2 protein-coding genes and 2 pseudogenes are annotated in these 3,704 nt (G+C 72.2%); 1 reads left to right on the forward strand and 3 read right to left on the reverse strand.

Going from position 1 to position 3,704, the window contains the following annotated elements:
* A pseudogene (locus NCC78_RS29175) lies at nucleotides 1-206 on the reverse strand (Rv2231c family pyridoxal phosphate-dependent protein CobC); the annotation flags it as partial.
* Between the two features lie 134 nt (nucleotides 207-340).
* Here NCC78_RS29175 and NCC78_RS29180 point away from each other — a divergent pair.
* On the forward strand, nucleotides 341-2,473 hold the full coding sequence (locus NCC78_RS29180; protein WP_250798559.1) for a transglycosylase domain-containing protein: 2,133 nt from the start codon (nucleotides 341-343) through the stop codon (nucleotides 2,471-2,473).
* A gap of 97 nt (nucleotides 2,474-2,570) precedes the next feature.
* On the opposite strand, the gene NCC78_RS29185 is transcribed toward NCC78_RS29180, so the two are convergent.
* Both NCC78_RS29185 and NCC78_RS29190 read right to left on the reverse strand, forming a co-directional pair.
* Nucleotides 2,571-3,140: a GNAT family N-acetyltransferase gene (locus tag NCC78_RS29185; RefSeq protein WP_250798560.1), complete on the reverse strand. Its 570-nt coding sequence runs from the start codon at nucleotides 3,138-3,140 to the stop codon at nucleotides 2,571-2,573.
* Nucleotides 3,137-3,704 (reverse strand): annotated as a pseudogene (locus tag NCC78_RS29190) (cobyrinate a,c-diamide synthase); the annotation flags it as partial. The gene NCC78_RS29185 and the pseudogene NCC78_RS29190, both read right to left, overlap by 4 nt.

Consider the following 3,704-nt stretch of genomic DNA (forward strand, 5'->3'; position numbering starts at 1 on the left):
GCGACGGCGGCCCGCGCCGGCCGCGGATCGGGGTACGTGGCGAGGTCGGCCAGCGCGGCGGTGACCGGGTCGGCCAGCCAGTCCGGCATGGCGTCCCGCCGCACGTTGACGGCGAGGTCGACGAGGCCCTCGCCCGCCTCGGCGTCGCCGTGGTGGGCGAGGTCCGGCTCTGTCCCGGGGGGTGCCGCTGTCGGCTGACCATGCATGTCCGCGATCCTGCCGGGAAGGGGACGTGCGGGACAGCGGATCCCGGCGTGGGCCGCGTCACCACCACCTCACCACTCCGACCGGTTTATGAGTTCTTCTCATGTACGAATCGGAAATGTCATAACTTGACCGTGTGAGCACCCGACCCCTTGCTGCCGCTGGTCGTTTCGTTCCTCTCCTCCGCGCCGGGCTGATCGCCGGCATCGTGATCGCCGCCGTGGCCTACCCGGTGGCCGCCGCCACCGGGATGGGCGCCAAGGTCACCGCGCACGCCATGGAACACAAGACCAAGATCCTGACCACCGCACTGCCGGCCGAGACGTCGTACCTGTACGCGCCCGACGGCAGGACCGTGCTGACGATGTTCTACGAGGAGTACCGGCAGTACACGAAGCTGGCCGACATGTCCCCGAACATCCAGCACGCGATCGTCGCCGCCGAGGACAACCGCTTCTACCAGCACCGCGGCGTCGACCCGAAGGGCGTGGCCCGCGCCTTCGTCGCCAACGCCCGCTCCAGCGGCGTCTCCCAGGGCGCGTCCACGCTCACCATGCAGTACGTCCGGATGGCGCTGCGGGACAGTGCGAAGACGCCGCAGGAGGTGCAGGAGGCCACCCAGCAGACCAGCCTGCGTAAGGTCCGGGAGATGCGCATGGCGCTGGACCTGGAGAAGGAACTCAGCAAGGAGCAGATCCTGGAGCGCTACCTCAACTCGGCGTACTTCGGGCACCGCGCGTACGGCATCTACGCGGCCAGCGAGATCTTCTTCTCCAAGACCCCGAAGGACCTCACCCCGGTCGAGGCGGCCACCCTCGCCGGGCTGGTCAAGTCCCCGTCCGAGTACGACCCGGCCAGCTCCGACCAGAAGGACGCCACCGGGCGACGGAACTACGTGCTGGACCGGATGACCCAGCTCGGCTACCTCTCTCCGAACGCCGTGGCGCAGGCGAAGACCGAGCCGATCCGGCTCAAGCTGACCCACCCGCCGAACGACTGCGCCTCCGTGCCCGAGAAGTGGAACCACTGGGGCTTCGCCTGCGACTACCTGAAGAACTGGTGGAGCGCGCAGCCCGCGTTCGGGGACAACCCGCTGGAACGGATGGACAAGCTCCGCCGGGGCGGCTACCGGATCGTGTTGAGCATGGACCCGAAGGTCCAGGAGGCGGCCGAGAAGCAGGTCGGCAGCAAGGAGAACACCGGCAGCCCGTTCGCCAACGGCATCGTGGTCTCCGAGCCCGGCACCGGGCGGGTGAAGGCGATGGCGGTGAACCGCACGTACTCGCTGAACCTGGACGACAACCCGCTGAGCTCGAATCCGGAGGCGGGCCCCAAGGTGAAGGCGAACTACCCGAACACGGTGGCGCCGCTGCTCGGCGGCGGTGACCTGCCGGGCTACCAGGCCGGATCGACGTTCAAGATGTTCCCGATGCTGGCCGCGCTCAACGCCGGCATGACCCTCTCCACCTCGTTCAACGCCCCGTACCGGTACCGCTCCGAGGTCTACAACGGCTGGGCGCCGTCCAACGCGAGCGGGGCGATGAGCGGCCAGCAGACCATGTGGTCCGGCTTCGGCAAGTCGGTGAACACGTACTTCGTGTGGCTGGAGGAGCGGGTCGGCGCGGACAAGGCGGTCCGCCTCGCCGAGCAGCTCGGGCTGCGCTGGCGCACCGACGTGGACCGGGATCACGCTTCACCCGCGAAGGCGCCCAAGTGGGGCGCGTTCACCCTGGGCGTCTCGGACGCCACCCCGCTGGAGATGGCAAACGCGTACGCCGCGATCGCCGCCGACGGCCGGTACTGCGAGGCGATCCCGGTGCAGGCCATCTACAACCGGGACGGCACCCCGACCACCTGGAAGACCGTGTCCGGGATCGAACGCGAGGTCGCCAAGCCGCGCTGCCGGCAGGTGGTGAGCGCCGACGCGGCCCGCGCCGCCACGGACGCCGCCCGCTGCCCGACCGGGGACACCCCGGCGAAGGGGAGCTGCGGGGGCTGGTCGACCGCGGACAGCGTGCGGGGCACCGTCGGCCGACCGGTGGCCGGCAAGACGGGCACCACCGACAGCACCCGGTCCGCCTGGTTCGTCGGCTACACCCCGGAACTGGCGGCGGCGAGCTTCATCTCCGACCCGGACAACCCGTTCAACGCCGTCGGTGACGGCCAGTCGCAGATCCCGATCGCGGCGGTGGCCGGCACCCTCCGCGAGGCCCTGAAGGGCAAACCCACCCGCCAGTTCACCCCGCCTTCCGACCAGATCGTCGGCTGACCCCGGGCCGCCCAGGGTGATCCTCCGCGTCGGGATCGCGGGAGCCCGGCGGGAGGATCTCGTGGTGGATGCCCCAAAAGGGTGGCGCGGGGGTGGCTCAGCGGAGGTCGGCGGCCACGAAGGACCAGAGTTCGAGGTCGACCCGGGCGCCGCGGACGTAGCCGGCGTTGCGGAGCAGCCCCTCGTAGCTGAAGCCGGCCTTCTCGGCGACCCGGCGGGAAGCCAGGTTGCCCGGGGCGACGCGCAGCTCGACCCGGTGGAAGCCGTGTTCGAGGATCAGCGCGATGGCCAGCGCGTCGACCGCCTCGGCGGCCAGGCCGAAGCCGCGGGCGTGCGGCGCGATGGCGTACGAGACCTCGGTGCACCGGGCGCCCCAGTCGGTGCGCCGGGTCCAGAGGCAGCCCACCACCCGGTCGTCCTCCCGGCGCAGGACCGCGTAGTGGTCGCCGTCGCCGCTGTCGCGGCGCTGCCGGGCCAGGTCCGTGCACCAGGCCAGACCGTCGATCTGGCCGGAGGAATCGGCCAACGGCAGCCACCGCTGGGTCTGCCGGTCGGCGAACACCTCCCCGGCCGCCGCCGCGTCCGCCGCCACCAGCGGGCGGACCTCGGTGCGGGGCGTGGAGACCGTCAGCGCGGGGAAGCGGCGGACCGCCACCTGACCGATCACGCCGGCACCCCACCGGGCGGGGCGGGCGCCGGGTCGGCCGCGGTCTCCTGCGCCGCCGCGGCGACCAGCCGGGCGGCGATCTGCGGGTACGCGGCCCAGTGCAGGGTGAGCTGGGAGGCGTGCACCCCCCGCCAGAGGAAACCCTCGGGTGCTCCGCCGTCCCAACTCCAGGCCGGTCGTTCCCCGGCCCGCGGGGTGAGCACGGCACGGTGTTCCTTGTGCCCGGACACCACCGTGCCCGCCGGCGCGACGATGCTGTCGGTCAGCGCGGTGGCCTGGCGGTAGCCCACCACCAGACCCTCCCGGCTGGTCCCGACCGCGTCCAGCACGCCGCACATCGGCAACCCGTCCAGCTCGCGGGCGAGCCAGAGCAGGCCGGCCCCCTCGGCGACGACCGGCCGCCCGGTGCGGGCCAGCTCGGCCACGGAGATGCAGAGCCGGCGGTTGGCGGAGAGCTGCTCGGCGTACGACTCGGGCAGGCCGCCGCCGACGACCAGCGCGCGGGTGCCGGCCGGCAGCGCCTCGTCGTGCAGCAGGTCGACGGTCACCACCTCCGCGCCGGCC

Origin of the sequence: Micromonospora phytophila (assembly GCF_023656545.1) — a bacterium.
GTDB lineage: Bacteria > Actinomycetota > Actinomycetes > Mycobacteriales > Micromonosporaceae > Micromonospora > Micromonospora phytophila.